Below are 24483 nucleotides of genomic sequence, written 5' to 3' on the forward strand. Positions count from 1 at the left end.
GGCTTATGCTCCTCAGTGGAAATCGCGCGACTTGGGAAGGATGCGCACATTGCGCGGATGATCATGGCCGCGGGGAATTTGCGGATGGGCGAAGACGTCCCCTGGCGCCAGCGTGATCCGTGCCGGTCCTTCGCCGGAAAGTCCGTCGAGCAGAGCCGTGCGATCGACGATGCGAGACGCCATAAAATGAACGACGCCCTCCTTGCTCCGCTGCACCTCGCCCTGCACCTCCATCAGCCGTGACGCCATGACGACACGGCGATAGCGTTCGAACAGCCGGGCCCAGATCAGCACATTGGTGATGCCGGTCTCGTCCTCCAGCGTGACGAAGATGGCATTGCCCTTGCCCGGTCGCTGGCGGATCAGCACCACGCCCGCCGCGCGGACCTGAGCGCCATTCTTCGCGCGATCCATATCCGCGCAGCTCAGCACACCTTCTGCCCGGAACTGTGCGCGCAGGAAGGTCATCGGATGATCCTTCAGCGACAGCCGGGTCATCTGATAATCGGTCATCACATGTTCGACGAGCGGCATGGCGGGCAGCGCGGCGTCCGGTTCCTCGGCCAGTTCGCGGGCATCAGCCGCGGCGAACAGCGGCAATTCGCCCTGCGGCGTTCGCCGCGCTTCCCACAATGCTTCGCGGCGATCGAGCGCGATCGAGCGGCAGGCATCCGCATCCGCCAGCAGGCGCAGCGCGCGGGCCGGCAGCTTGGCATTGCGGGCGAGCGCCTCAATGCTTTCGATGGGTGCGTTGATCCGCGCGTTGACCAGCTTTTCGGCCCACTCCTCACGGAAACCGTCGATCTGGCGGAAGCCCAGTCTCAACGCCAGTGCGCCATCCTCGCGTCGCTCCAGACTGTTGTCCCAATGGCTGGCATTGATATCGATCGGCCGCACCTCCACGCCGTGATCGCGCGCATCGCGGACAAGCTGGGCGGGCGCGTAGAAACCCATCGGCTGCGAATTCAGCAGGCCGCAGGTGAACACCGCCGGGTGGTGGCATTTGATCCAGGCCGAGACATAGACGAGTTTGGCGAAGGCCTGGGCGTGGCTCTCCGGGAAGCCATAGCTGCCGAACCCTTCGATCTGCTTGAAACAGCGCTCGGCGAACTCCCGCTCATATCCGCGCCGAACCATGCCCTCGACCATTTTCTTCTTATATTTGTGGATGGTGCCGACATTGCGGAAGGTCGCCATTGCACGGCGTAGCCCATTGGCTTCGTCCGCACTGAACTCCGCGGCGGTGATAGCAAGCTTCATCGCCTGTTCCTGGAACAGGGGTACGCCGTAGGTCTTGCCGAGTACCTCTCTCAGCTCATCCGGGTCATGGGGTGGCGCTGGACTGGGATAGACCACCGCCTCCTCTTTGTTCCGCCGCCGCAGATAGGGATGGACCATATCGCCCTCGATCGGCCCAGGCCGGACGATCGCGACCTGGATAACGAGATCGTAAAATTCACGCGGGCGAAGCCGGGGCAGCATGTTGATCTGCGCGCGGCTTTCCACCTGGAACACGCCGATGCTGTCGCCCTTGCACAGCATGTTGTAGGTGGCCTCGTCCTTGTCCGGGACGGTTTCGAGCTGAAAATCGCCCATCGCATGCTCGCACATCAGATCGAAGCTCTTGCGGATACAGGTCAGCATCCCGAGCGCCAGAATATCGACCTTCATCAAGCCGAGTGCGTCGATGTCATCCTTGTCCCATTCGATGAAGGTGCGATCCTCCATCGCTGCATTGTGGATCGGCACCATCTCGTCGAGCCGGTCCTCGGTCAGCACGAAACCGCCGACATGTTGGGAAAGATGGCGCGGAAATTCGAGAAGCTGATCGACCAGCGCCTTCAGCCGGGCCATTTCGGGATTAGCGAGATCGAAGCCCGCCTCGGCATAGCGGCCTTCTTCGATCAAACCGCCATAGCTGCCCCAACTCGTGTTCGCGAGGCGCGCGGTCACATCCTCGCTCAGGCCCAGCGCCTTGCCGACTTCGCGGAAGGTGCTGCGCGAGCGATAATGGATGACGGTGGCGGCAATGCCGGCGCGATGGCGGCCGTAGCGCTCATAGACATATTGCATCACCTCCTCACGCCGCTCGTGTTCGAAATCGACGTCGATGTCCGGGGGCTCGCCGCGCTCATCGGAAAGGAAGCGGCTGAAGAGGAGATTTTCCTTCACTGGATCGATCGGGGTGACGCCGAGTAGGTAGCAGATCAGCGAATTGGCGGCCGATCCGCGCCCCTGGCAGAGGATCGGCGGGTCGCGCGTGCGGGCGAAGCGCACGATGTCATGCACCGTCAGGAAATAATAAGCGTAGTTCCGCTTGCGAACAAGGGTGAACTCCTCATCGAGCACCGCCTGCATCCTCGCTGGAATCCCCTCGGGATGCTGTGCGTGCGCCGCCTCCATCACCAGATGTTCGAGCCAGCCTTGCGGGTCCCAGCCTTCGGGCACGGGCTCATGTGGATATTCGTAGCGGAGCTGATCGAGATGGAAATTGATCCGTGCGAGAAAGTCGAGCGACGCGGCCACGGCTTCCGGGCAATCGCGGAACAAGCGTCCCATTTCTACCGGCAGCTTCAGATGGCGCTCGGCATTGGTGGCGAGCAAACGCCCAGCCTCGGCGATCGTCACGCCTTCCCGGATGGAGGTGACGATATCATGGAGCGGCCGCTGTTCCGGCCCGGCATAGAGCGCGTCGCAGGTGGCGATCAGCGGCACGCCGGTCCCCGCGCCCAACCGCATGAGCTTCGCCAGCCGCCGCCGGTCGCGGCCGTCGCGCGCCATCGCCGCTCCCAGCCAGACGGCCCCCGGCCGCTCTGCTACCAGCCGGCGCAGGGCGAATTCATGGACATCGTCCGCCATCACGATCAGCAGCAGATCTTCGCTGTGCTCGATCAGATCACCGAAATGGAGAATGCAATCGCCCTTCTCCGCCCGGCGGTTGCCCGTCGTCAGCAGCCGCGTCAGTCGTCCCCAGCCATAGCGTGTCGCGGGGTAGGCGATGATATCGGGCGTGCCATCTGCGAACACCAACCGCGAGCCGACGACGAGGCGGAACCCGGTTGCCGCCATCGCCTCTCGCCGCTCCTCAGGTGTCGAGCCGAGCGTTACCCAAGCCCGCACCACGCCCGCCACGGTGTTGCGATCGGCAATCCCGATGCCGGCCATGCCCAGTTCGATCGCACGCGCCACCATGTCCGCCGGATGCGATGCACCGCGCAGGAAGGAATAATTGGTCGCGGCAACGAGTTCGGCGAACTGCGGCAATTCTTCCAAAGGGGAAGGCGGATCGCTCGAAGAGCGGTCAAGGGGCACCATCGTCGTCACGCGAACAGCCCGTGCAGATACCAGCCTGGATCGGGTTTCTCGTCATAGAGGCCGTGGCGGAAGATCCAGAAGCGCCGGCCGCGCGCGTCCTCGACGCGGTAATAATCGCGGGTTAGGCCGGGCTGGTCGACCGCGCCGTCCTTGCGACGCCACCATTCGGTGGCGATCCGCTCCGGCCCCTCATAGCGACGCACCTCATGCGCCTCGCGCCTCCAGCGGAAGCGGTGGGGCGGGCCATCGGGCACCTCGGCGATCACCTCGATCCTTTGCGGCGGATCGAACAGATGGATCGGCCGCAAGGGGGGCTCGTCCGATGGAGAAACCGGCCAAGGCGCTGGCATGCCGGCCGTCACGGCGGGCAATGCCAGTTGCGCCTGTTCGGGGATATGCGTGTCGCGCGATCGCAGGCGCTGCACCCTGCCCCGCCCCAGCCGCGTGCTCAGCCGATCGACCAGCGCCGCAATCTCGGCCTCATGGACCGCCCCGCCCTCCAGCTTCAGTTGCGTCGCCGCCAGCGGTTCGGCGCGCGGCACCGAAAGCCGCACCATGTCGAAACCGAAACCGGGGTCGATCGGATCGCGCAAAGTCTCGATCCGCTCGCGGAAGAGCCGCATCACCATGGCCGGATCGCGCGTCGGTCGGCTGGTTTCGACCTGAAGCACCCGCGCCAGCCCGTCGCTGCGGAAGAACATTGCCTCGAACCGCCGCCCCCCGGCCCTTCGCTCTTCGAGCCGCACCTTCGCCTCGCCCGCCAGTTCTTCCAGCACGGCAAGCGCATATTCGGTGTTGGCGATCGGCTCGGCGAAGCGACGTTCAACCCGGATCATCGGTTCGGCACGACGGGGCGTAATCGGCCTGTCGGTTTCGCCCAGCAGCCGGCGCAGCGCCGTCACTGCTTCCGCACCGAAGCGGGCGGCGATGGTCGAAAACGGCCGGCAGGCGAGATCGCCTACCGTCTTGAGGCCCGCGCGCTTGAGGCCGGTTTCCGCCTCGGGATCGAGTTGCAAGGCCGCCACCGGCAGCCGCCGGATCGCCGCCGCCTCGTCCGCGGCCGGCACCGTCTGGAAGCGCGCCAGCGCACGGGCGCCATCGCCCGTATCGGCAAAGGCATGGCGCAGGATCAGTCCAGCAGTGGTCAGCCGCGTCGTCGCATCGGCCGCCAGTCCCCCCTCGCCACCGAACAGATGAGTGCAACCGCCAATATCCAGTAGCAGACCATCGGGCGCATCGACCGCGACCATCGGCGTGTAACGGCCGCAGCCATCCGCCAGCCTTTCCAGGAAAGTGAGGTCGGCTGTCGGATCATGATCGACGACGGCAAGGTCGGGCACGCGGGCGCGGGCATCGGCAAGTGCTAGACCGGGCGACAATCCCAGCCGCATGGCGATGGGATCGACCGCCGCCAGCCGCAACGCCCCCTTCACCTTCTCGATAAAGGCGAGCGGCGTATCAGGCGATATTGCGGACGGGCCGGAGATCGCCCGCAGCCGGTCCGCGCTGAGGAAGGGAAACCATAGCGCCAGATAGCGCCGGCTCCCGGAAGGCGCATCGTTCACGATCCCACTCCACGCGCCAGGCGAGGCCGCCGAGGCCAGCCCGCTGGCGCAACAGTTCCACGTCGAACGCCGCCTGCCCGGGGGCGTTCGCCTCCAACGCTGCGGAGGGGGCCGCCCGCACCTGCCAGCGCGTATCCGCCGCGCTGGGGGCGGGTTCGGCATCGATCCGCAGCAGCAGCACCGCCACGCCCGATTGCTCGGCAGCAAGCGTCAGCCGGCGCGTCGCCGTGAGATCGAGCACCCGCGGATTGCCCCAGCATTCGACCAGGATCGCCCCCAAACCCGCGCAACGGGCCGCATCCGCAGCCCCCCGCAGAAGCGCCACCGGATCGGGGGCAAGCGCCAGCAGCAACACATCGGGATCGCCACCCAGTTCGGCGAAGCCCGGCGCATAAAGTCCGCCCGTCCGTCTTTCGGCTTCGTCGCAACGCAACCATAACAACCCTTCCGCAGCGGACCTGTGCGTCGCCCTGAGCGCCAGCATCGCCGCAAAGCCCGCCGCACTTGCCGCCTCCGCGGGATCAGTGGCGAACACCTCATGCAGTCGACCGGAAGCCAGCCCACCGCCCAACGCCGCATCGATCGCGACATGACCGGTGGCGATGCGATTCATGGCCGCAGAATCGGGCCCGGCCATCGCCACAATCCGCCCACGCAATGCGGCAATGAGTTTGGGCGACTCGCGCACGTCTATTGTTCCTGTTTTGTTCTATAGTGGTCTTTGATCATGGGATGTCAAGGTGAAGGGCGCCTTCTCTCCCAACCGTTTGTGTCGAGCGAAGTCGAGACACAGCCCCACGGTGCACTCCTGTCTCGACTATGTTCTCGGCTGCGCTCGAACACCGCTCGACATAAACCGGAGGAAGGTTGGTGCGGTTACCGCCTCTTCCGCCGCAGGATGAACTCGTCGTCGAGCCAGCTTCCCACCCGGAACTGATATTCCCCGAAATGCTCGAACCCCAGCGCCTGATAAAGCCGCTGCGCCTTCAGGTTGCCCGACCAGACCCCAATCCAGATCGCGGCGGGCTTCTGCGTTTCCATCCATTCGAGCGTCGTTTCGAACATCCGGCCGCCCAGCCCCAGCCCCTGAGCACCGCGCGTCAGATAGAGCTGTTTGAGCTCGAGATCGCCGTCCACGGCGTCCGGGTGCGGCAATCCGTTCGGCCCGGCGACGGCGAAGCCCACTGCCTGCCCGTGATGCTCGGCGATCCACACGCCATGCGCGGGATCGGCGATCCGTTCCGCGAACACTCCGGGCGCCAGTTTCTCGGCGATATAGGCATCGCGATCGGCCGGCGGATAAGGAATGCCGAACCCATCGACGAAGGTTTCAAAAAAGGTTTCGATCGCGAGCCTGGACAGGGTCTCCGCGTCCCCTGCAACCGCCCGACGGATCATGCCTTGCCTCCCTTGTACCGTGCCCGGAAGCTATCTGCGAACGCCTTCAACCGCCCCTCAGCGATCGCTGCCCGCAATTCGGCCATCAGCCGCTGGTAGAACCACAGATTATGCTCGGTCATCAGCATCGCCCCCAGCATCTCGCCCGATTTGACGAGATGGTGGAGGTAAGCGCGGCTCCACGGCGCGATCGGCGATTCCGGGTCGATGGGCGCCAGATCCTCAGCGAACTTCGCGTTACGGATGTTGATCGGCCCGTCCCAAGTAAAGGCTTGGCCGTTGCGCCCCGAACGCGTCGGCAGCACGCAATCGAACATGTCGATGCCGCGCTCGACCGCGCCGACGATGTCGTCGGGCTTGCCCACCCCCATCAGATAACGCGGCCGGTCCTTGGGCAGCATGTCCACCGCGAAATCGAGCACGCGGAACATCTCGTCCTGCCCCTCGCCCACCGCGAGGCCGCCGACCGCATAGCCGTCGAAGCCGATATCGATCAGCGACTGACTCGATCTGAGGCGCAGATCCTCATCCATCGATCCCTGCTGGATGCCGAACAGGGCGGAATTGGCGGCATGCTCACCCCCCGCATCGAACCCGTCGCGCGAACGCCGCGCCCAGCGCATCGATCGCTCCATTGACGAGGCTGCGCGGTCGCGCGTCGCCGGGAAGGGCGTGCATTCATCGAACGCCATCACGATGTCGGATCCCAGCAGCCGCTGGATCTCCATCGACCGTTCGGGCGTCAGCATGTGGCGCGATCCATCGAGGTGCGATTTGAATGCGACGCCCTCTTCGGTGATCTTGGCGAGATCGCTGAGGCTCATCACCTGATATCCGCCGCTGTCGGTCAGGATCGGCCGGTCCCATTGCATGAACTGATGGAGCCCCCCCAGCCGCGCCATTCGCTCCGCACCGGGGCGCAGCATCAGGTGATAGGTGTTGCCCAGGATGATATCCGCACCGATTGCGCGGACATTATCGGGCTTCATGCCCTTCACGGTGGCAGCGGTGCCGACGGGCATGAAGGCGGGCGTGCGGATATCGCCGCGGCGCATCGCAAGCGTGCCTGCGCGCGCCGCGCCATTGGTGGCGGAAACAGAAAATTCGAAACGGGGACGATCGCTCATTGCCGCCCCATGCCGTCTGCGCAGCCCGGAGTCGAGATGTGCGGCCTTTGCATCCGCGCCCTCTCCATGCCAAACCACTGTTCATGCGGGAGAAGGAACTCCGGCTGGCGCTGGTCTGCTATGGCGGAATCAGCCTGGCCGTTTACATGCACGGGATCACGCTGGAAGTGTGGCGATTGGCCCGCGCCAGCCGGGCCTTTCATTCGGGCGAACCCTGCGCCGGCGGCAGCGAATCCGTCTATCGCGACTTGCTGGAGACGATCGAGCGGGAAACCGGCATCCGGGTCCGCGTGCTCGTCGATATCGTCGCCGGTGCCAGCGCGGGCGGCATCAATGGCGTGTTTCTGGGCCAGGCGATCGCATCGGGCCAGTCGCTCGAGCCCTTGACCGAACTGTGGCTGGAGGGGGCCGATGTCGACATATTGATCGATCCCGACGCCCGCCCGCTTTCCCGCGCGACCAAGATGTGGGCGACACCGCTCGCCTGGTGGGCGGCGGGCCGGCGCGGCGGCACGATCGAGCGCACCGTCGATGCGGATACGCGGGAGGAAGTTCGCGCCAAGCTTTCCCGCTTCGTCCGCGCCCGCTGGTTCGCTCCGCCCTTTGGCGGTGAAGGCTTCACCAACCTGCTGCTCGACGCACTCGACGCCATGGCCCAATCGCCGGCGGGGGAACCACTACTGCCGCCTGGCCAACCGCTCGACCTGTTCGTCACCGTCACCGATTTTCACGGGCACCCGGAACGGCTTGTGCTCAATTCCCCGCCCGAAATCGTCGAGACCGAGCATAGGCTGGTCATCAGTTTCAGCGATCACGGCCTGTCGCCCCGCTATCTCGGCGACACGCCGGATCTCGCTTTTGCCGCCCGCGCCACGGCGAGCTTCCCCGGCGCCTTCCCGCCCTTCACGGTTAGCGAACTGGATCGCGCGCTGGCCGGCCGGAAGCGCGAATGGCCGACGCGCTCAGCGTTTCTAGCACGCACGCTTCCGCGACAGGCCGCGATCGGAACGGCGGAGGACACGGTGCTGATCGACGGCGCGGTTCTCGCCAACGCGCCGTTCGGTGCGGCAACCCAGGCGCTCAAGGATCGCCCGGCCCGTCGCGAGGTCGATCGCCGCATGGTCTATATCGATCCCAAACCGAACATCGATGCATTCCGTCTGAGCGGCGCGAAGGCGGAACTGCCCGGCTTCTTCGCCACCATCTTCGGCGCGCTTTCGGATATTCCCCGCGAGCAGCCGATCGGCGACAATCTCGATGCGATCGAGGCGCGGTCGCGCCGCATCCGCCGGATGCGGAAGATCGTCGATGCCATTCGCCCGGAAGTCGAAGGTGCGATCGACACCCTGTTCGGCCGCACCTTCTTCCTCGATAATCCGACACCCGCGCGGCTCACCGCATGGCGGGCCAAGGCGCAGGACGCCGCGGCTCGCCAGGCCGGTTATGCCTATGCTGCCTACGGCCATCTGAAACTGTCGGGCGTGGTCGAGGATATGATCGACCAGATCGCCACACTCGCCAGCGCAGACCGGATAGCTAATAGCGAAATCCGGGGAGCAATCTGGGCCGAGATCCGCAAGATGGGGCTCACCGAACCAGGGGCGCTTTCCGCCAATGGTGCAAGCGAGACGGCCGTCGCCTTTTTCCGTGACCATGATCTCGGTTTTCGCATCCGCCGGCTGCGCGCGCTGATCCGCCGTATCAGCGAGATCGAGGAAGCCGCCTCCGAACCCCTTCCCTCGATCCAAACGGCACGCGACGCCGCTTATTCCGCGTTGGCGCTCTATCTTGATCGCCAGATGGACGATTTCTTCGGTCCCGACCCCATTACCGCGGCCGGAAATGCGGCGCAGCAGCCCGCCGCCGCCATGGCCGCGATTGCCGCTGCGCGCGATCTCCGCCTCGTCGATGATCGGGCGGACGATCTGCTCGCCACCGCACTGACCGACCTGCCCAAGGCCGAACGCCGCGATGTGCTCCTCACCTATCTGGGCTTCCCGTTTTACGACATCGCCACGCTGCCGCTGCTCCACTCCGAGGGGACGGACGAGTTCAATCCCGTGCTGGTCGACCGCATCGCCCCGGACGACTGTTCCGCCATTCGCGCCGGCGGGGCGGAAGCGACGTTGAAGGGCATCCAGTTCAACAGCTTCGGCGCCTTCTTCAGCCGCGCCTATCGGGAGAATGATTATCTGTGGGGCCGCCTCCACGGCGCCGAGCGGGTGATCGACATCGTCGTTTCTACGCTCCCTGTCGGCGTGACGCTGCCGCCCGGAACCGTTGCGACACTGAAAAAGCAGGCTTTCCGGGCGATCCTGGCACAGGAACGCCCGCGGCTCGATGCCATCCAGCCCTTGTTCGACCAACTTGAACGAGAGGTCGGTTAGGCCACTGGCCCCTTTGCCAAAGGCCGGCTTTTCGGCCTACAAGGTGGCAACAAGGAGAAGCGGGCGATGCAATTCCTCCGAACCCTGTTCTGGGTAGTGATCGCGGTCATCGCGGTGATCTTCGCGACACGGAACTGGAACACGGTGACGATCAATCTGTGGGGCGGGCTCCAGGCGGACGTGAAGCTGCCGGTGCTGATTTTCGGTGCGTTCCTGGTGGGCCTGCTGCCGCCCTGGATTCTCCACCGGACGACACGATGGACGCTGCGCCGCCGCATCGACAGCGCCGAGCGCGCTTTGGCCGAAGCGCGGGGATATGAGCCCGCGCCCACGCCTGCGACGGGCTCCTCCAGCGTCATCAACGTCGTTCCCGCCCCTTCCACCGTCCCCGTACCACCGGCAGTATCATGACCCGTCCGATCTACGTCGCTCTCGACACGCCTGACCTCGACAAGGCCAAGGCGCTTGCCCAGCGGGTCCGCAACCATGTCGGCGGGATCAAGCTGGGGCTGGAGTTCTTCTGCGCCAACGGCCGCGCGGGCGTGAAGGAGATGGCGGCGCTCGACCTGCCGATCTTCCTCGACCTCAAGCTGCACGACATCCCGAACACCGTCGCCAAGGCCGTGCAAGCGCTGCGGCCGCTCGACCCGGCGATCCTGACCATCCACGCCGCCGGCGGCCGGGCGATGATGGAGGACGCGAAGGCCGCGGCCCCCCTCGGCACCAAGGTCGTCGCGGTGACGATGCTCACCAGCCTCGACGGTACTGATCTCAAGTCCATCGGCCTCGATCCCGATCCCCACGCGCAGGTGGTGCGGCTTGCTGAACTCGCCCGCGATGCCGGCATCGACGGCATCGTTTGTTCGGGCAACGAAGTCGCCGCGGCCAAGAAGATCTGGCCCGAAGGCTTCTTCGTCGTCCCCGGCGTCCGCCCGGCCGACGGTGATGCCGGCGACCAGAAGCGGGTGATGACACCGCGTGCGGCGCTCGATGCCGGCGCTTCCGTTCTCGTGATCGGTCGCCCGATCACACAGGCCAATGATCCGGACCGCGCCGCCCGCGCGATCGAGGCGACGCTTTAACGTCAGACGGGACTCAACGCCTCGTCGCGCATGCCACGCCATATCTTCAACGCCTGCACCGTTTCGAACGCATCGTGGACGCGCAGGATCTGCGCGCCGGCATTTGCGCCAGCGAGCGCCAGCGCGATCGAGCCACCGAGGCGGCGATCCGCTGGCGCCTCCCCGGCGAGCGCGCCGATCAGCCGCTTGCGGCTCGCGCCCAGCAGCAGTGCGCAGCCGAGGCCGTGGAACATCGCGAGGCCGTTCAGGATGGCGAGATTGTGCCGCACGGTCTTGCCGAAGCCGATGCCGGGATCGACGATGATCCGATCCCGCGCGATGCCCGCCGCTTCCGCCGCCGCGATCCGATCCTCCAGCCAGTCATAGACCTCGATCAGCGGGTCACCGTAGCGCGGATCATTCTGCATCGTCTGGGGATCGCCCTGATGGTGCATCAGCACGACCGGACATCCGGCGGCAGCGACCACGGCGGCCGAGCGATCATCCCACAGGAGCGCCGACACATCGTTGACGATATGCGCGCCGGCGGCGAGCGCGGCTTCCATCACCCCGGCCTTGCGGGTGTCTATCGACACGGCCGCACCACCCCGCGCCAGCCGCTCGATGACGGGCACAGTGCGGGCGATCTCGTCGCCTTCCCACACCGTTGCCGCACCCGGCCGGGTGGATTCGCCACCGACATCGATGATCGCCGCGCCCTCCGCCGCCATCGCCATGCCGACATCTGCGGCCGCCGCCGCATCATCGACATGCCGGCCGCCATCGGAGAAGCTGTCCGGCGTCATGTTGAGGATCGCCATCACCTGCGGCTGATCGAGCCGCACCGTCCGTTGCCCGAGTTGGAGCGGCGCGCGCAGCGCGGTGATCCGGCCGATTGTGATCCGCGCGGCATCGGCCTGCGCCGGGGCGAGGCTGTCCAGAAAGGCTTCGAGCGCTTCGACCGGCACCAGCCGATCCGCCACCCGCCGACCGCCGTCGACCGCGATCACATCGAAGGCGGCAAACCACAGCATCCCGCCTGCCAGCCGCAACACCTGCCCGTCGCGATCGAAGGGGGCACCGGCGAAAGCGGTCGGGCGGAAATAGAGGCGGGCGGAAGGGGGAATCTGGTTCATGTCCATCGTCTTACCCTGCTGCTGCGGCGGCGGGGAGAGGCATCGTGCCGACCCCGAAGTTGAGGAAGTTGAGGGTTGCGTGCAGTTTGTCGCGGTTCAGGCCCAAACGCGTCGTCAAAGCGCCGCTTTGGCGACAGTGACGCCCCATCTGGGCGACTGTGACGCGACAGGTGCGCGCCATGCACGCGCCGCATTAGCGACGCCGACGCCTCATCGACGCTCCAGCGAGGAATCGGGGGAGGCGCGTCGGCCGGCAGATCGGACGGGTGAAGCATCCGACAGTGTAGAACATGAAAGGCGCTGAGTAGGAAAGGATTTTGGAGGCGCCGCAGATACCCGGATCAAAGTGCCGATAGATGGATCAGGCGGGCGACGCCGCCGGAGCAAGACTTGCGTGATGATCACGGCCGAAAGACGATCCCGGTTTGCATGGGAAAACTCCGCTCTCCCGTCTGCACGGGCGATACGGCGGATAAAGCCCCATGCTCGATGAAAATCTGACTGTCGGGACACGCCGACAAAGCAGACGTATATTCATCCGTTGATCGGCCGTTCTTGAATTTGATGCCGAGACTTAGGGCGCGATCTTATCCGCGGATCGATAAGGGGCTCTGCCTTGAAGGCAAGTCTCCGATTCCTCGCATTTCAAATGTTTGTTCATTAGCGCGCGCACCCTTTCGATGGACGCGCACGGTGCCCCAGCCTCGAAGTCGAGTGTGGTGAATGGTTGAGGGTGCATCTTTGCCACAGCATCGAGGAAGGTCATCAACGCTGGTTCGCCACCATACAGTGATTCGATATCCGCCCCGTTCCACGTCAGGCTGCCTGAGCGTTCGACCTTGATCGTGTTAAATGCGGGCAATGTGATTGGAATACCCCGTCCATCCCAGAAGTGCGTATCATTCCAGTTGAGAAAACCCCGTGGAGGCACCGCGCAATTGGGTTGAATAGGAACTGATTTGTTGCACGACGCGATCAGGATCAGAACGACAGTGAGCGCCAGCTTTTTCATCCCGCGACGCTGGCACGCTGCCCTTGCTCGCGCAACGCCGCGTTTCATCTAAAACCGCTAGACGGGCTGACGAGTCCGCTTACCCCGACGATAGCGGAACTAGAATGGCCGGTTGGGCGCGCCTGATTCCCGACCGTCAGCAATGGGCACTTTCAGCCGTCTAGCGATCGTCCGCTATGTCGGGGGAGCGGATATCCGCTCTTCGTCACCCCGGACTTGTTCCGGGGTCCACCGTTACGCGGGCGACGCGGCCAGAGGTTCCAACCCGAACGCTACAGCCAGATCATTCCATGAGGGATTGTCCCGTTCGATCAGGCTCCGTTTCCAGTCCCGCCGCCAGCGCTTGATCTGCTTCTCGCGCAGAATCGCAGCCTCCATCGTGCCTGCCGCCTCCCAATAGACCAGGCATTTGATGCCATATCGCTTGGTGAAGCCGTCAAACATGCCTTCACGATGCTGGGCGACACGGCGAAGGAGATCGGAGGTTACGCCGACATACAGCGTTCCGTTAAAGGCGCTGGCGAGGATGTAGACGCAAGGCTGTCGCTCGATCATCGACATCAATGAGTGCCGCACGGTGGACCCCGGAACACGTCCGGGGTGACGAGGGGAGTTCGTATCGTCGACGGCGTCCGCTAAGTCCGCGTGTCCCGACAGGCAGCTTTCCGACAGATGGTGGCGAAAAGCTGCCATCGGATTCGGGAGCCGCGATAACCGCGTCCACGACCTTTTCAGGTATTCCGGCGCTCATCTCGCCGCCCGAGAATTGAATTTGGCCGAGATCGCCGCCGGGCCCGCCCCTACCCCCCCCGTCTTGGCCAGGTGCCGCTGCCTCAGCACGTCGATCTCGACGAGGCGGCCTTCCTCTTCATAATGCCAGAAGCTCCAACCGTTGCAGGAGGGCGCGCCTTGCACCGTCGCGCCCAGCTTGTGGATCGAGCCTGCGCCCGCGCCGTCGACCAATGCGAGCGTGCCATCCGCCTTCACCTCGGCCTTCCAGCGGCGCTTGGTGTCGGTGACGTGCGTGCCCGGTGCGATCAGGCCGAGTTCGACGAGCAGGCCGAAGGCGACGCGCGGCTGGCCCTTCTTTTCGGGCATCATCACCATCGCGCTTTCATCGAGCGGCAGCGTGGAATCGATGCGCTGGCGGGCGACCTTCACATATTTGGTCTCGCGCTCGATGCCGATCCAGCGGCGCTTGAGGCGGCGGGCGACGGCGCCGGTGGTGCCCGTACCAAAGAAGGGGTCGAGGACGATGTCGCCGGGTTCGGTGCAGGCGAGCATCACGCGATAGAGCAGAGCTTCGGGCTTCTGCGTCGGGTGGGCCTTGTGGCCGTCATCGTCCTTCAGCCGCTCGCCGCCCGAACAGATCGGCAGCGACCAATCGGACCGCATCTGCAGGTCGTCGTTGAGCGCCTTCATCGTCCGATAGTTGAAGGTGTAGCGCGCCTTCTCGCTCTTCGAGCACCAGATCATCGTTTCGTGTGCGTTGGTGAAACGCGTGCCCTTGAAATTGGGCATCGGGTTCGCCTTGCGCCAGACGATATCGTTGAGGATCCAGAAGCCTTCATCCTGAAGCGCAGCACCGACGCGGAAGATGTTGTGATAGCTACCAATCACCCAGATCGTGCCGTCGTCCTTCAACACCCGGCGCGCTTCGTGCAGCCACGCCTTGGTGAAGGCGTCATAGGCCGCATAGCTGTCGAACTTGTCCCAATCATCGTCGACCGCATCGACCTGGCTGCCGTCGGGCCGATGGAGATCGCCGCCAAGCTGCAGATTATAGGGCGGATCGGCGAAAATCATGTCGATCGAGCGATCGGGCAGGCCCTTCATCGCCTGGATGCAATCGCCCTGGATGATCGTTTCGAACGGCAGCATCGTCAGCTTCGGCCGCGTCGCCGAGGCCGCAGCCGTCCCCCTGCGCTGAACGCGTTGCACAACCACCATCGATAATTCCCCTGTTCCGTTGCCACAGGGATGAGTCAGCCGGACTCCGCGGTCAAGATCAGCGGGTTGGAGCCGGATGCTCGGACGGCATCTTATCACGGCGGAACGAAAGGAGTCTGCCACCTTATGTTGAGTCCGCCATTAACCACGGACTCAAGGGATAGTGGTGTGCCTTTCAGGACTCACAGCGGCAAAAATTGTTGTGCAACCGGCGCAAAGCTGCGGCGATGGAGCGGCGTCGGCCCCAATTTGACCAGCGCGTCGAGATGCTGGCGCGATCCATAGCCCTTGTTCGATGCCCAGCCATAGCCGGGATGATGGCGGTCATAATCAAGCATCATCGCGTCGCGCGCCTGCTTGGCAATGATCGAAGCCGCCGCGATCGACAGGCACAGCGCGTCGCCGCCGATCACGGCTTGGGACGGATGTGCCCAGCGCGGACAGCGGTTGCCGTCCACTAGCACCATGCCCGGTGGGACGCCGAGCGCCGCAACCGCACGCTCCATGGCGAGCATCGAGGCCCAGAGGATGTTGATCTCGTCGATCTCCTCCACGGTGGCGATGCCGACGCCGACCACGGCGACCGCGCGGATCTCATCGCAGAGGCGCGTGCGTGCTTTTTCGTTGAGCTTCTTCGAATCGTCGATGCCAGTGGGCACGCGGGTGCGATCGAGGATCACCGCGGCGGCGACCACCGGGCCGGCCAGAGGCCCCCGCCCCGCTTCGTCCACCCCGATCACCGGGCCGGGATGGGCGAGTTCGAGATCGAAGCTAGGGCCAGTCCGCATCTTCGTCGCCATTCAGGCTAGCCCGGACATCGCATCGAAGGGCACGCCGCCAAGCGCGTGGCCCATCGGTCCATGTCCCGCCCCCAGGCCCGGCGCGGCGAGGAGAGCCGCGCGCAGATAATCCCGCGCGCGATCGACCGAGAGCTGGAGCGCGAGGCCGGTCGCAAGGCCCGTGGCGATGCCGCTCGCCAGCGTGCAGCCGGTGCCGTGGCTGCTGCGCGTCTCGATACGATCGTTCCAATATTCGACGACGGCGCCTTCGTGGACGAGGAGATCGCCCATCATCGCGCGGCCGTTGCGCTCGACCGGGGGCAGATGCCCGCCCTTGGCGAGCACGGCGCAGCCATGCGTCTCGAACAGGCGGGTCGCCGCCACAAACGCCTCGTCCATATTGGTGACGGGCAGGCCGGTCAGCGCGGCAAGCTCAGGCGCGTTGGGGGTGGCGACCGTGGCGATCTTCATCAGCCGCGCGAAGGCGGCGACGGTATCGGCATCGGCCAGCACCGATCCGCTCGACGCCACCATCACCGGATCGAAGACGATCGGCACCTCGCCCATCGCCTCCAGCCGCGTCGCCACGGCATTGGCGGTTTCGGCCGATCCGATCATGCCGATCTTGACGGCATCCACGCCGATATCCTCCGCCACCGCGTCGATCTGGGCGATCACCATCTCGGCAGGCACGGCATGGACGGCGGTGACGCCCAGCGTGTTCTGCGCGGTGATCGCAGCGATCGCGGTCATCGGATGGCCGCCGAGCATGGTCACCGTGCGGATGTCGGCCTGGATGCCGGCGCCACCGCCCGAATCGGAACCGGCAATGATGAGGACGCGGGGAATGGTCACGCCGCCTTCACCGCCTCGCAGATGCTGTCGACGACTTCGGCCACCAGCGCCTCGTCCTCGCCCTCTGCCATCACGCGGATCAGCGGCTCGGTGCCGGACTTGCGGATGACGAGCCGGCCGGCGGACGCGAGCCGCGTTTCGGCATGGGCGATGGCTTTCTTGACACTCTCCTGCTCCAGTGGCGCGCCGCCCTTGAAGCGGACATTCTTGAGCAGTTGGGGCAGCGGATCGAACTGGCGAAGCAGTTCGTGCGCGGGCCGGCCCGATTGGACGAGTTCGGCCAGCACCTGGAGGGCCGCCACGAGGCCATCCCCGGTCGTCGCGTGATCGGACAGGATGATATGGCCCGATTGCTCGCCGCCGACATTGAAGCCATGCGCGCGCATCGCTTCCAGCACATGGCGGTCGCCCACCGCGGTGCGGTGCAGCTTGAGGCCGTGACCGTCCAGATGGCGCTCGAGGCCGAGATTGGACATCACCGTCGCGACCACGCCGCCACCGCGCAGCAGCCCCTGGCGCGCCCAGGAGGCGCCAATCAACGCCATCAACTGGTCGCCATCGATCACGTTGCCCCTGTCGTCGACCACGATCAGACGGTCGGCGTCGCCATCCAGCGCGATGCCGATATCCGCGCGGGTCTCGACCACCTTGGCGACCAAAGCCGCCGGGTCGGTCGATCCACATTTGGCGTTGATGTTGATGCCGTCGGGCGACACGCCGAGCGAAATCACTTCCGCGCCCAGTTCCCACAGGGCGGCCGGCGCCACCTGATAGGCCGCGCCATTGGCGCAATCGACGACGATCCGCAGACCATCCAGCTTCAGTCGGTCGGGGAAGGTCGACTTGGCGGCGTGGATGTAGCGGCCGCGCGCATCCTCCACGCGGCGGGCACGGCCGATCTCGTCGGACGGCACCAGCACCGGCTGGGCTTCCAGCAGCGCCTCGATCGCCGCCTCGTCCGCGTCCGACAGCTTATAGCCGTCGGGGCCGAACAGCTTGATGCCATTGTCCGCGAATGGATTGTGGCTGGCGGAGATCATCACGCCGATATCGGCGCGCATCGAACGGGTGAGCAAAGCCACCGCCGGCGTCGGCATCGGCCCGACCAGGACGACATCCATGCCGACGCTGGTGAAACCCGCAACCAGCGCGGATTCCATCATATAACCGGACAGACGGGTGTCCTTGCCGATCACGACGCGGTGGCGATGATCGCCGCGGACGAAGTGGGCGCCGGCCGCCTGACCGACGCGCATCGCGATCTCCGCGGTCATCGGCGCCTCGTTGGTGCGCCCGCGAATCCCGTCCGTACCGAAATATTTCCTTGCCATGCCCTGCGTCGATCCTGCCTGTGCCGTGGATTGCGTTCGTCTATTGAGGCGACAGGATAAAGCCAACACCCGGCCGGAGCGAGCCTTGATCGACACCCTTTCCCACTGGATAGACGCGCTGGCCGCGATCGTCTTCTGGAAGATCCCGTTTTTCGGCACCCAGATCGAAGCGATCGTGCTGTGGCTGGCGATCCCGATGCTGCTGTTCACATTCTGGCTGGGCGTGCCGCAGATCACCGGCATCAAGCTGGGCTGGAAAGCGATGCGCGGCCATTTCGCCGATCCCGACCATCCCGGCGAAATGAGCCAGTTCGCGGCGCTTTCGACCGCGCTTTCGGGGACGCTCGGCCTCGGCAATATCGCCGGCGTCGCGATCGCGATCGCGATCGGCGGGCCGGGCGCGGCCTTCTGGCAGTTCGTGATCGGCATCTTCGCGATGGCGCTGAAGGCGGCGGAAGTGACGCTGGGCCTCAAATATCGCGAGGTCGACCGGCGCGGCGTGCTGCGCGGCGGGCCGATGTATGTGCTGAAGAACGGCCTGAAGGCGCGCGGCTGGCCGAAGATCGGCCTCGTCCTCGGCGGCTTCTACGCGGTATTCGCACTGGGCGGCGCGATCCCGCTCGTCCAGGTGAATCAGAGCTATGCGCAGGTGAGCGCGGTGGCGGGCGCGGATTTTTCGCTCGCTTATGGCATCGGCATGGCAATCGCGGTGTCGCTGGTCGTCGTCGGAGGCGCGCGCTGGCTGGGCAAGGTGACGGTGCTGCTCGTCCCCGGCATGAGCGTGCTCTACATGGCGGCGGCCCTTGCCGTGGTCCTTTACCACTGGACGGACATTCCGGCCGCTTTCGCCACGATCATCTCCGACGCCTTCACCGGCCAGGCGGTCGCGGGCGGCGCGGTGGGCGCGTTCGTCGTCGGCATGCGCCGCGCGGTCTATTCCTGCGAGGCGGGCGTCGGTTCGGCGGTGATGGCGCACTCGGCTGCGCGAACCAAGGAACCCGCATCGGAAGGCATGGTCGCGCTGCTCGAACCGCTGTTCGACACCGTCATCATGTGCTCGCTGACCGCGCTCATGATCGTCGTTTCGGGCGTGTGGGACGACGGGTTCAAGGACATCGCGATGGCATCGGCCGCCTTCGCTGGCGTCTTCTCCTGGTTTCCTTATGTCCTCGCCGTCGCGGTGGTGCTGTTCGCTTATGCAACGCTGATCGCGTGGGGATATTATGGCGGGCAGGCCTGGGCCTATCTGTTCGGCCCGTCGCGCGCGGCCACGATCACCTATCGCGTGCTTTATTGCGTGGCGCTGCCGATCGGCGCGGTGCTGGATATCAGCCGCGTCATCAACCTGGTCGACAGCGCCTTCTTCCTGATGGCGGCGCCCAACGTCGTGGCGCTTTACCTGTTCGCGCCCGAGGTGCGGCGCGAGATCCGCGGTTATATCCAGCGGATGCGCGCGCCGACCAACGAGCCCGTCACGCTTCCGGGATAGGCGCGACCGAGAGTATCTTCAGCGCTTCCGTTTTTCCGGCGAAGTCCACCTTGTCGCCCTTGCCCGCGCCGATCAGCGCGCGGGCAAGCGGGGCAGTGAAGCTGATCCGCCCCGCCGTCGGTTCTGCCTCGTCGTCGCCGACAATATCGATCACGCGATCGGCGCCGGCCTGACGGAAGGTGACGCGCGAACCGAAGGCGACTTCGCCATCGTCATGCGGCAGCGTCACCTGCGCGGTCGCGCGGCGGACATGCCAGTATCGGAGCTCCCGCTTGATCGGCGCGAGAGTCTCCTCATCGCCACCAGCGGCGATCGCAGCCTCGCGCTTCGCGACTTCCGCCTCGATCAGCGCAAGGCCGCGTGCGGTTACGAGATTGGGGCCAACCGGGATAGGCAGCTCTGGCCGGGGTTCCTTATGTTCTTCATCCGAATCCCGCCGAAACGCGACGCTCATTTCAACCTGTCCTCTTGGTAATCCTGCGTGACGCGACAATGAGTGGAGGCATCCCGCTATGCCGGCATAGCGTTCGCCGCGGCACAGAAGTTCCACCCCTGCCACCATTCGTCGCAAATGCGACGAAGCCTCCATTTCCGCAATGGAGGACCATAATTCATCGCTATGTCCGAAACGCGCCAGCATCGCCAATAGGCGGCCGCGTGCCCTGATGGCAGCTTCCCCGAAACGGACACGACGGGGAAACAGCATGCGGATCGACGATGCGGCGATGACACGCGGGCGCCTGATCACGATCCAGATCCTGTCGGCGAGCGGCGCGGGGCTGAACTCGTTGATCCCGATGGCGGTGAGCCCGGCGCTGCCGGCGATGGCGCTCCATTTCGGCGGAGGGGCGGAAGGCGAACTCGCCGCCAAATTGGTCATGTCCACGCCGGCGCTTTCCATCGCCATCACCTCGCTGTTCGTCGGGCTGATCGCCCAGCGTTTCGGCTATCGAACCTGCATGCTGTTCGCGCTCGGCCTCTTCGTGCTTGCCGGCGCGGCGGGACTGATCGCGAATTCGATGCCCGCGCTGCTCGCCAGCCGTGTTGCCATCGGCGTCGCCGGCGCGTTCATCGGCACGATCACCATGGCGCTGGCCGGCCTGTTCGAAGCCCGTGTGCGAGACAGGCTGATCGGCTTTTCGAGCGCGCTGGGCGGAGGTTGCTCGATCCTTGGGCTCAGTCTGGGCGGGGCCATGGTCGATGCCGAGGGATGGCGCGCGCCCTTCATTCTCTATCTCGCGGGCATTCCTGCCTTCATCGCCGCCTGGTACGCCATCCGGCCGCAGATCGGCCAATCGGTGGGACGTCCGGCCGATGCCGTTGAGGAAGCGTTTCCCTGGCGACAACTCGCGCCGGTCTATCTGCTGATGCTGGTAATGGCGATCGGCTTCTTCACGCCGGGTATCCATGGCCCCTTCCTGCTGGCGGAGCGCGGCGTAACCAGTGCGACGACGCAAGGCATGCTGATTTCGGTATTCGCGGCCACCTCCGCCATCAGCGCCGCCGGCTTCGGCTTCATCCGGCCGCGGCTGGGCGAGCGCTGGATCAAGGTGGTGATGCTGTTGATGATCGGCGGCGGCCTTGCGGGGATGGCGGCGGCCACATCCACCTATCAGCTTGTCGCGGCGCTGCTGGTGGGCGGCATCGGCAGCGGCCTGGCGACGCCGCAGGTGACGGCGATGGTGATCGAACGCACGCCGCCGCATCGCCACGCGCATGCGCTGGGCCTGATGTATAGCGCGATCTTCCTCGGCCAGTTCGTCAATCCGCTCGCGCTCGATCCGCTGCGGCTTGCGCTTGGCCTTTCGGGGATGTTCCTGAGCTTCGGCCTCGCCCTGATGGCCGCCGCTATGCTGACGGCATTGTTGTCCTCAAAGCATACATCGCGCGTCATGGCTTGACCTCGCCCCCGGCGCGGCACAGGGTCCGCGTAACAAGATGAAAACGGGGAGCAATATGGGGTTATTCGACCGTCGTAAGCCATTGGAAGACGCGGCCAATCGTCCAATCGCCGAGCGCCTGGCGCCAAGCCTGTCCTGGCCACATCTGGTGGCTTTGGGCGTCGGCGCGATCGTCGGCACGGGCATATTGACGCTGATCGGCGTCGGCGCGGACCGGGCGGGCCCCGCCGTGCTGCTCTCCTTCGCGATCGCCGGTGCCATCTGTGCCTGTGCCGCGCTTGCCTATGCCGAAATGGCGACGATGCTGCCGGCGGCGGGAAGCGCCTATTCCTACAGCTATACGGTGCTGGGCGAGCTGATCGCCTGGGTGGTCGGCTGGAGCCTGATCCTCGAATATTCGCTCGTCGTTTCCACAGTCGCGGTCGGCTGGTCCGGCTATGCGGCGCCGCTGCTCCATGCATCGACCGGTTTCCCGATGGCGCTGATGCAAGGGCCGGAGCTGGGTGGCATCGTCAACCTGCCGGCGGTCTTCATCATCGCCGTGGTCGCCGGGTTGCTGATGGTCGGCACGCGCGAAAGTGCGACGCTGAACGCCATCCTGGTGCTGGTGAAGATCGCGACGCTGGCCTTGTTCGTGGCCGTCGCCCTCCCCTATTTCGACACGGCCAATCTGGAGCCGTTCAGCCCGTTCGGCTTTGCCAAGTCGATGAACGCCGACGGCGTGGAACGCGGCGTGATGGCGGCGGCGGCGATCATCTTCTTCGCCTTCTACGGCTTCGACGCCATTTCCACCGCGGCGGAGGAAACCAAGAATCCGTCGCGCGACCTGCCGATCGGCATCGTCGGATCGATGCTGATCTGCACGCTGATCTACATGCTGGTCGCGGCGGCTGCCGTGGGGGCATTGCCCTTCACGCGCTTCGCCGACAGCCCCGAGCCGCTGGCGCTGATCCTGCGCGAAATCGGCCAGGGCCAAGTCGCCACGATCGTCGCCGCCGCCGCCGTGATCGCGCTGCCCACGGTGCTGCTGGCCTTCCTGTTCGGGCAGAGCCGCATCTTCCTGGTGATGGCGCGCGACGGCTTCCTGCCGCCGCGGCTGGCCCAGCTTTCGAAGCGCGGCACGCCGGTGCGGATCACGCTGATTACTGCCGCCTTCGTGGCGGTGATCGCCGGCTTCGTGCCGCTGGACGAGATCGCTGCGCTGGCCAATTCGGGCACGCTCATTGCGTTCATCGCGGTCGCCGTCTGCATGCTGGTGATGCGCCGCCGCGCCCCGAATATCGAGCGCCCCTTCCGCACGCCGGCGGTGTGGCTGGTCGGCGCGGGCGCGATCCTCGGCTGCCTCTATCTGTTCCTGAACCTGCCGATCAAGACGCAGATCTGGTTCTTCGTCTGGAACGGCTTCGGGCTGGTGGTCTATTTCCTCTACGGCCGGCCGCGCAGCCTGGTGGGCCAGCGGGAGACGGCGAAGAACTGAACCGATAATGGGCGGGGTTTTGGCCCCGCCCTACCCTTCCGCGGTCAGGAACCAGCGGTCCTCCGCTTCGATACCGATCGCCGTCAACCGGCCGCTTGCGTAAGCGCCGGTATCGATGCCGATGCGGTTGCCGCGATCGTCTGGCTCCTGACTGATCGTGTGGCCATGGACCACGACGACGCCATGATCGGCCTGCGAATTGAGGAATTCGCGGCGGATCCACCGCATGTCGGCAATATCCTGTTCCGCGATCGGCACGCCCGGGCGGATGCCGGCATGGACGAACAGATAGTCGCCAAAGCGGAAACCGTCGCCGAAGCTTTTCAGGAAGGCGATATGTTCGGCCGGCACGCGATCACGGAGCATCGCGGCCATCTCCTGCTCGTCCTCGGCCCCGAGCAGCGCATCGACATCGACGCCATAGCTGCGCGCGCATTCCACGCCACCGAACTGCAGCCAGCCAGAAATCAACTCGTCCTCGCCCTCGAGGATGCGGAGGAACAGTTCCTCATGGTTGCCCAGCAGGAAGACGAAGGTCACGCCAGGCAGCGGTTGGGAACGAAGCAGTTCCAGCACCTTGCGTGAATCGGGTCCGCGGTCGATGAGATCGCCGAGCAGCACGATATAGATCTTGTCGACGGCGCCGCGCCGGAGATTGTCCTGACCGATCTGGCCGAGCAGCGACACGAGCTGATCGAAGCAGCCATGCACGTCCCCGATCGCATAGCAACGGCTGTCCACCGCGCCCTCGGGCGGCTTCTGCGACAGCTGCTCACGCGCCTTGCGCGATCGGAACGAAAAGAAATTCATTACCCCAACCCGTCGGCTCCAGCCGCAAATGCAGCCCCCCGGAGCCGTGCGCCAGATTAGTCCATTATGGCGTGAGGACCAACGCTTTCCTGCGGCTTAGGTATCAATTGCTGCGGCGCGGCCACACAAAGCACCGGTCAGGTCGAGATCAGCCAATGGTCCGTGCCTTCAAGGCAAAGCGCGGTCAGCCGGCCGGTCCAGTAGGCGCCGGTGTCGATGCCGATCCGGTTGCGGCGCTTCTGCACCTCCTCGCACGCGCTGTGGCCATGGACCACCACACGCCCATGATCGGCGCGGCTGTCCAGGAAATCGTCGCGGATCCACAGCAGATCGCGCGGGTCCTGATCCTCGATCACCGTCCCCGGCCGAATGCCGGCATGCACGAACAGATAGTCGCCGACGATGGTGTAGTGCGGCAGCGCCTCCAGCCAATTGATCACTTCTGCCGGCACGCATCGGCTGGCCGCGGCCTCGATCTCCTCCGTCGAACCCTGATCGAGGAGCGATGAGGACACGCCCCAGCTTTCGAGCGCGGCGCGCCCGCCCATCGCCAGCCATTGCCGCATCGCGCCCGGCTGGCCGCGTAGCGCGTCCACCGCAATCGCCTCATGATTGCCCATCAGTACGGTGATGTGGGTATCTTCGTCGAAGGCGCGCAGCAGATCGACCACCGATGCGCTGTCCGCGCCGCGATCGATAAAATCGCCAAGGACGATGATCTGGGTCGCGCAATCGCCGCGGGCCGAAAGATCGGCCTCGATCCGCTCGAGCAGATGGCCGAGCATGTCGAGACAGCCGTGGACGTCGCCGATGGCGCAGACACGCTGCCCTGCTGGAATCGCAGGAGCTGCCCGGCGGGTCCAGGGAAGCAGGTTGCTGGCCAAAGCTTG

21 protein-coding genes are annotated in these 24483 nt (G+C 65.4%); 6 read left to right on the forward strand and 15 right to left on the reverse strand.

Going from position 1 to position 24483, the window contains the following annotated elements; all coding sequences use genetic code 11:
• Nucleotides 1-12: 12 nt before the first annotated feature.
• From ACFB49_RS09915 to tgt, 5 genes are all read right to left on the reverse strand, one after another.
• Entirely contained in the window at nt 13-3315 is a 3303-nt protein-coding gene (locus ACFB49_RS09915) for an error-prone DNA polymerase (protein ID WP_380879913.1), read from the reverse strand.
• 5 nt (nt 3316-3320) lie between these two features.
• The gene (locus ACFB49_RS09920; RefSeq protein ID WP_380878980.1) at nt 3321-4880 is read right to left on the reverse strand and encodes a Y-family DNA polymerase; all 1560 of its coding nucleotides are present in this window, start codon (nt 4878-4880) and stop codon (nt 3321-3323) included.
• Nucleotides 4774-5568: an ImuA family protein gene (locus ACFB49_RS09925; RefSeq protein WP_380878982.1), complete on the reverse strand. Its 795-nt coding sequence runs from the start codon at nt 5566-5568 to the stop codon at nt 4774-4776. The genes ACFB49_RS09920 and ACFB49_RS09925 overlap by 107 nt, the downstream gene beginning before the upstream one ends.
• 188 nt (nt 5569-5756) lie before the next feature.
• Nucleotides 5757-6278, reverse strand: a complete 522-nt coding sequence (locus tag ACFB49_RS09930) for a GNAT family N-acetyltransferase (RefSeq protein ID WP_380878984.1) — start codon at nt 6276-6278, stop codon at nt 5757-5759.
• Nucleotides 6275-7405, reverse strand: a complete 1131-nt coding sequence (gene tgt, locus ACFB49_RS09935; RefSeq protein WP_380878986.1) for a tRNA guanosine(34) transglycosylase Tgt — start codon at nt 7403-7405, stop codon at nt 6275-6277. Before tgt ends, ACFB49_RS09930 begins: the two co-directional genes overlap by 4 nt.
• 83 nt (nt 7406-7488) lie before the next feature.
• Here tgt and ACFB49_RS09940 point away from each other — a divergent pair, with 83 nt between their 5' ends.
• The 3 genes from ACFB49_RS09940 to pyrF all read left to right on the forward strand — a co-directional run bounded on the left by ACFB49_RS09940 (nt 7489) and on the right by pyrF (nt 10874).
• Complete coding sequence (locus ACFB49_RS09940) at nt 7489-9792, forward strand: patatin-like protein (protein ID WP_380879915.1); 2304 nt, start codon at nt 7489-7491, stop codon at nt 9790-9792.
• A gap of 66 nt (nt 9793-9858) precedes the next feature.
• On the forward strand, nt 9859-10203 hold the full coding sequence (locus ACFB49_RS09945; protein ID WP_380878988.1) for a lipopolysaccharide assembly protein LapA domain-containing protein: 345 nt from the start codon (nt 9859-9861) through the stop codon (nt 10201-10203).
• Nucleotides 10200-10874 (forward strand): orotidine-5'-phosphate decarboxylase, encoded by a 675-nt coding sequence (gene pyrF / locus ACFB49_RS09950; protein WP_380878990.1) that lies wholly within the window; start codon nt 10200-10202, stop codon nt 10872-10874. The genes ACFB49_RS09945 and pyrF overlap by 4 nt, the downstream gene beginning before the upstream one ends.
• 2 nt (nt 10875-10876) lie before the next feature.
• Here pyrF and folP read toward each other — a convergent pair whose 3' ends face one another.
• The 7 genes from folP to glmM all read right to left on the reverse strand — a co-directional run bounded on the left by folP (nt 10877) and on the right by glmM (nt 17916).
• Complete coding sequence (gene folP, locus ACFB49_RS09955; RefSeq protein WP_380878992.1) at nt 10877-11989, reverse strand: dihydropteroate synthase; 1113 nt, start codon at nt 11987-11989, stop codon at nt 10877-10879.
• A gap of 574 nt (nt 11990-12563) precedes the next feature.
• Nucleotides 12564-13001 carry a hypothetical protein gene (locus ACFB49_RS09960; RefSeq protein WP_380878994.1) on the reverse strand — a complete coding sequence of 146 codons (438 nt, stop codon included), beginning with the start codon at nt 12999-13001 and terminating at the stop codon, nt 12564-12566.
• A gap of 234 nt (nt 13002-13235) precedes the next feature.
• Nucleotides 13236-13556, reverse strand: coding sequence for a GIY-YIG nuclease family protein (locus ACFB49_RS09965; RefSeq protein WP_380879917.1), 321 nt, complete (start codon nt 13554-13556; stop codon nt 13236-13238).
• Between the two features lie 192 nt (nt 13557-13748).
• Nucleotides 13749-14951 carry a site-specific DNA-methyltransferase gene (locus tag ACFB49_RS09970; protein WP_380878996.1) on the reverse strand — a complete coding sequence of 401 codons (1203 nt, stop codon included), beginning with the start codon at nt 14949-14951 and terminating at the stop codon, nt 13749-13751.
• A 182-nt stretch (nt 14952-15133) separates the two neighbouring features.
• On the reverse strand, nt 15134-15739 hold the full coding sequence (locus ACFB49_RS09975; protein ID WP_380878998.1) for a ribonuclease HII: 606 nt from the start codon (nt 15737-15739) through the stop codon (nt 15134-15136).
• Between the two features lie 12 nt (nt 15740-15751).
• Nucleotides 15752-16585 carry a bifunctional hydroxymethylpyrimidine kinase/phosphomethylpyrimidine kinase gene (thiD, locus tag ACFB49_RS09980; RefSeq protein ID WP_380879000.1) on the reverse strand — a complete coding sequence of 278 codons (834 nt, stop codon included), beginning with the start codon at nt 16583-16585 and terminating at the stop codon, nt 15752-15754.
• Nucleotides 16582-17916 (reverse strand): phosphoglucosamine mutase, encoded by a 1335-nt coding sequence (gene glmM, locus ACFB49_RS09985; protein WP_380879002.1) that lies wholly within the window; start codon nt 17914-17916, stop codon nt 16582-16584. The genes thiD and glmM overlap by 4 nt, the downstream gene beginning before the upstream one ends.
• Nucleotides 17917-18001: 85 nt before the next feature.
• Between glmM and ACFB49_RS09990 the strand changes: the two genes are divergently transcribed.
• The gene (locus ACFB49_RS09990; protein WP_380879004.1) at nt 18002-19405 is read left to right on the forward strand and encodes an alanine/glycine:cation symporter family protein; all 1404 of its coding nucleotides are present in this window, start codon (nt 18002-18004) and stop codon (nt 19403-19405) included.
• On the opposite strand, the gene ACFB49_RS09995 is transcribed toward ACFB49_RS09990, so the two are convergent.
• Entirely contained in the window at nt 19389-19859 is a 471-nt protein-coding gene (locus ACFB49_RS09995) for a GreA/GreB family elongation factor (protein WP_380879006.1), read from the reverse strand. The genes ACFB49_RS09990 and ACFB49_RS09995 overlap by 17 nt on opposite strands.
• A gap of 250 nt (nt 19860-20109) precedes the next feature.
• On the opposite strand from ACFB49_RS09995, the gene ACFB49_RS10000 reads away from it, so the two are divergent.
• Both ACFB49_RS10000 and ACFB49_RS10005 read left to right on the forward strand, forming a co-directional pair.
• Nucleotides 20110-21306, forward strand: coding sequence for an MFS transporter (locus ACFB49_RS10000; RefSeq protein ID WP_380879008.1), 1197 nt, complete (start codon nt 20110-20112; stop codon nt 21304-21306).
• 55 nt (nt 21307-21361) lie between these two features.
• Entirely contained in the window at nt 21362-22783 is a 1422-nt protein-coding gene (locus ACFB49_RS10005; RefSeq protein ID WP_380879010.1) for an amino acid permease, read from the forward strand.
• Nucleotides 22784-22813: 30 nt separating this feature from the next.
• Here ACFB49_RS10005 and ACFB49_RS10010 read toward each other — a convergent pair whose 3' ends face one another.
• Nucleotides 22814-23593 (reverse strand): metallophosphoesterase family protein, encoded by a 780-nt coding sequence (locus ACFB49_RS10010; RefSeq protein WP_380879012.1) that lies wholly within the window; start codon nt 23591-23593, stop codon nt 22814-22816.
• A gap of 137 nt (nt 23594-23730) precedes the next feature.
• Nucleotides 23731-24477, reverse strand: coding sequence for a metallophosphoesterase family protein (locus ACFB49_RS10015; protein WP_380879014.1), 747 nt, complete (start codon nt 24475-24477; stop codon nt 23731-23733).
• Nucleotides 24478-24483 lie beyond the last annotated feature (6 nt).

The organism is Sphingomonas sp. DBB INV C78 (genome assembly GCF_042693015.1).
Classification (GTDB): Bacteria; Pseudomonadota; Alphaproteobacteria; order Sphingomonadales; family Sphingomonadaceae; genus Sphingomonas_E.

Coding starts and splice junctions, on each gene's coding strand:
- ACFB49_RS09995 (WP_380879006.1), bottom strand. CDS start 19,859: ATGAGCGTCGCGTTTCGGCGGGATTCGGATGAAGAACATAAGGAACCC.
- pyrF (WP_380878990.1), top strand. CDS start 10,200: ATGACCCGTCCGATCTACGTCGCTCTCGACACGCCTGACCTCGACAAG.
- ACFB49_RS09975 (WP_380878998.1), bottom strand. CDS start 15,739: ATGCGGACTGGCCCTAGCTTCGATCTCGAACTCGCCCATCCCGGCCCG.
- ACFB49_RS10000 (WP_380879008.1), top strand. CDS start 20,110: ATGCGGATCGACGATGCGGCGATGACACGCGGGCGCCTGATCACGATC.
- glmM (WP_380879002.1), bottom strand. CDS start 17,916: ATGGCAAGGAAATATTTCGGTACGGACGGGATTCGCGGGCGCACCAAC.
- ACFB49_RS09940 (WP_380879915.1), top strand. CDS start 7,489: ATGCGGGAGAAGGAACTCCGGCTGGCGCTGGTCTGCTATGGCGGAATC.
- ACFB49_RS09930 (WP_380878984.1), bottom strand. CDS start 6,278: ATGATCCGTCGGGCGGTTGCAGGGGACGCGGAGACCCTGTCCAGGCTC.
- ACFB49_RS09970 (WP_380878996.1), bottom strand. CDS start 14,951: ATGGTGGTTGTGCAACGCGTTCAGCGCAGGGGGACGGCTGCGGCCTCG.
- ACFB49_RS09960 (WP_380878994.1), bottom strand. CDS start 13,001: ATGAAAAAGCTGGCGCTCACTGTCGTTCTGATCCTGATCGCGTCGTGC.
- folP (WP_380878992.1), bottom strand. CDS start 11,989: ATGAACCAGATTCCCCCTTCCGCCCGCCTCTATTTCCGCCCGACCGCT.
- ACFB49_RS10005 (WP_380879010.1), top strand. CDS start 21,362: ATGGGGTTATTCGACCGTCGTAAGCCATTGGAAGACGCGGCCAATCGT.
- ACFB49_RS09945 (WP_380878988.1), top strand. CDS start 9,859: ATGCAATTCCTCCGAACCCTGTTCTGGGTAGTGATCGCGGTCATCGCG.
- tgt (WP_380878986.1), bottom strand. CDS start 7,405: ATGAGCGATCGTCCCCGTTTCGAATTTTCTGTTTCCGCCACCAATGGC.
- ACFB49_RS09965 (WP_380879917.1), bottom strand. CDS start 13,556: ATGATCGAGCGACAGCCTTGCGTCTACATCCTCGCCAGCGCCTTTAAC.
- ACFB49_RS09915 (WP_380879913.1), bottom strand. CDS start 3,315: ATGGTGCCCCTTGACCGCTCTTCGAGCGATCCGCCTTCCCCTTTGGAA.
- ACFB49_RS10010 (WP_380879012.1), bottom strand. CDS start 23,593: ATGAATTTCTTTTCGTTCCGATCGCGCAAGGCGCGTGAGCAGCTGTCG.